The sequence below is a fragment of the Acidiphilium sp. genome (genome assembly GCF_049977125.1).
Classification (GTDB): domain Bacteria; phylum Pseudomonadota; class Alphaproteobacteria; order Acetobacterales; family Acetobacteraceae; genus Acidiphilium.
On record NZ_JBMFGY010000264.1, the window covers coordinates 1 to 2,925 of the forward strand.

Annotated in this window: 4 protein-coding genes; 1 reads left to right on the forward strand and 3 read right to left on the reverse strand. The window is 62.8% G+C overall.

Annotation, left to right across the window (positions count from 1 at the left end):
* The coding region (locus ACP5E6_RS17815) for a hypothetical protein (RefSeq protein WP_427956531.1) at positions 1 to 191 on the reverse strand (191 nt) is incomplete at its 3' end.
* A gap of 1,013 nt (positions 192 to 1,204) precedes the next feature.
* Between ACP5E6_RS17815 and ACP5E6_RS17820 the strand changes: the two genes are divergently transcribed.
* The gene (locus ACP5E6_RS17820; RefSeq protein WP_427956534.1) at positions 1,205 to 1,765 is read left to right on the forward strand and encodes a hypothetical protein; all 561 of its coding nucleotides are present in this window, start codon (positions 1,205 to 1,207) and stop codon (positions 1,763 to 1,765) included.
* Positions 1,766 to 1,871: 106 nt separating this feature from the next.
* Here the strand turns inward: ACP5E6_RS17820 and ACP5E6_RS17825 are convergent, their stop codons facing one another.
* Both ACP5E6_RS17825 and ACP5E6_RS17830 read right to left on the reverse strand, forming a co-directional pair.
* On the reverse strand, positions 1,872 to 2,393 hold the full coding sequence (locus ACP5E6_RS17825; RefSeq protein ID WP_427956536.1) for a hypothetical protein: 522 nt from the start codon (positions 2,391 to 2,393) through the stop codon (positions 1,872 to 1,874).
* A 13-nt stretch (positions 2,394 to 2,406) separates the two neighbouring features.
* Positions 2,407 to 2,799, reverse strand: a complete 393-nt coding sequence (locus ACP5E6_RS17830) for a hypothetical protein (RefSeq protein WP_427956539.1) — start codon at positions 2,797 to 2,799, stop codon at positions 2,407 to 2,409.
* Between the last annotated feature and the right edge of the window lie 126 nt (positions 2,800 to 2,925).

Genomic DNA, 2,925 nt, shown 5'->3' on the forward strand with positions numbered 1-2,925 from the left:
GACCGGACGAAGGCGTTGACGATGCGATCGAGGTGGATCCGCAGCGCCGTTTCATCGAGATGGGCCTCCAGCGCCCGGGCCGAGAGGCCGATCTGTTCTTCGGTGCTGGAGCGAATGCTTTCGAAGTCGACGGGGTCGAGGGCGAAAGCGGCGCTGATGTTGTCGGCCTGATTGGGCGTGGGCGCGATCATGCGGATCGTCTCGAGGGTGATCGGCGTTTCACCGCGCGGGGTGCGGCGGGTGGCGGGAGCGTTCTTCGGGGTTTTCGTCTTCGACATCTGACTGATCTTTCTACAAAGCCGGGGGATCGCAGGCACCTTGCCTGCTCTACCGCCGCGGTGCCGTTCGTAAGGCCGGGCATAGAGACCGGAGGCATACCCCTGAGGGCCGGCTGGCGCGGGCAGCGACGCGTTCTATACGCGTCGCAACACGGGCCGGCCCGAACCGCAGGCGCTTCGCCCGTCCTGACAGGCGCGCACGAGGCGCGCCTGGACGGCGAAGCGGGGGTTGCCGCGGGTCTCGCCCGGCCTAGATACGGCACCTTGCGCGGCGGGAAGCGGGCAATTGACAGCGGTCCCGTGCGATGTGCGGAGAGATCGGCGATGTCGGGCCCGAGAACCCGGACGTCTCCCGCTTCCCGCACATTGCGCGTTGCCCGGCATCACCGACGTCAGCCGCTGATCACGTCCCACGCCCGGCCGGGAACTCGGCACTGCCACTGCCCGGGCCGCGACTGAAGTATCCGTGCCGGCGACGGGCAAGCGGACGCGACGGCCTGACGGGTGATAGGCTCGTCTTGCATGATACGCCGGCATCCACCGGTGCAATCCCAACGCCGGTCCGGTTCGCTGGCGCGGACACCTGCGGGGTGGAAGTCATTCGACGCTGTCGAGACGCCGAACCGCTGCACCGCCGCGACGAGGATCGTGATCCGGTTCTCGGTTCGACCGAGGTGCAGGACCGGGTTAAGCGGTGATCTGGCCTTGCCGTGCCCTTGGCAGTCGCAGCGGGGGCAATGTCAGCGAACCGCACCGGAGCGGCATGGGAGCCGCACCCAAGGTGCTCATCGCCTCGCGCTCGGGTGGCTGGAGCCCGGCAGAGTTGATCCGGCGTGCTGGCCATGCACCGCCTGAGGGACGGGGATTCGTTGCGGAATCCTCCTTGTTCTGGTATTGTTCAGATCGTGGAAACAGGGGACTTCGCCATGAATTCTGAACTTCCTTCATGCAGGATCATTCGCTTCCCGATTGAGTTGGTGCGGCCCGATCCGTTGGTTCTGTCCGATATCGCACCCGACTATCACGAGATCGACTGGATAATGAGCCATCGCTTTGATGAGGATGGCGAGGATCAGGTGGTGCCCGACTATTTTGCGGAAGCTGAGATGGAGACGCTCGAAGAGATCACGACCTTCGACCGCGCTGATCCGGCCGTCTATCGGGCGGCGCTTGGCAAGCTGGTCAACGATTCGGTGGCCATCGCGGTAACGGCCTGCCGGGAATGGCAAAAGGTGAAGCGCGAGTATCTCGACCGCGTGCGTCTCGTCGAGGCGAATAAAGACAGCGGTTTCTTCGAGCGTCGGCTCGAGGATTACATGCCGACCTACGAGCATCACCTCGAAGCGGCTTATGAGGCGGCGCAGCGGGCGCATGGGATCGCCCGGGTCGTCGATTTCGCGCTGGAAGGTAAACCGTGGCAGCCGCGCGATCCGCAGGATTTGAGCTGGATGGACCCTGCACCACCCCGCGCGAAGGTTGCGGGGTAACTGCACGGCGAGGGAACCGCAGCGACGTTGCGGACGCCCGATCGCCGAGGGCGAACAAGCCTGAAACCGGCCGGGCGGCGTACGCTGCGTCGACCGGTTCTGTTGGTCAGAACGGGATGCTGTTATCCGGGTCCGCCAACTCGCGAGCGTATTCATCCCGCCATTTTCGCTCGAATTCCTCGAACCGCTCGATTACGTGGTCGATGGTTTTGTAGCATAGCCTGTCCGTGACATCGTCGTATTCATATTCGAACAAGTAGGTGGTTTCTTCAGCTGTGATGCCGAAATATTTCGCCACCGCCCTCCAGCCCGTGGTGATCTTTCCCGTGTGAGGATCCCGGTAGAACGGAACCTGATGGGCATCATCGATCCCATCGTCGTCGTGCAATATCCCGATCCGCAGTCCTTGCTTTTGATGCCACGGATCTTGCGTCATCCAGCCGATCCCACACCCAACCGATCCGCACTCATGTTTGGGATCACCTGAGTCGAGATCAGGCCCTTCTTTCCATTCAACTTCGCTGAGTTCGCCAAGCCATAGTCCGAGGCTGAAGGGTTTATTCATCGCCTTAACGTCTCGCAGGACGCGAAGCCCCTGATTCATCCGGAGGAGATAAACTTCGTCCATGATGGTTCTCCTCTCAATTCCAGCCGATGTGGGTGGCACCCTTGGCGCGGCTTTCCCGCGCCATCACGGCAAGCTGGTGCAGACGTTTCTGGACATAGCCTTCTGCGCGACTACCGATGATGATCGCCATGCCGTAGTCGGTCCGGCTGGTGCGAACCTCCCGCGCGGGGGAGGGACGGTCGATCGATCCGCGCAGGGCGCGCGTCGTGCGCTCGAGGAAGTCCTCGATCGGGACCGGCACGTCGCTGACGCTCATGTCGGGGAAGCCGAGGGCTTCGAGCACATCGAGCGCGTTGGAATTGCACATATTGATGTCGAACCGGTCATCGTCGGTGTCACAACCCGGCGCGATGGTCCAGAGATTGTCCGTGGTGTTGTGGACATAGGGCATGAAGCTGATGCTCATCACACGGCCTCCGGGAACAGGGCGGCGAGGGTTGCGCCGGTGACTTGGATCTTGCCGATGCCATCGCCGCTGATTGCGTAGCTTCCGCCCATTTCCGGATGGCGGCCGACCCAGTATTGGGCGAAC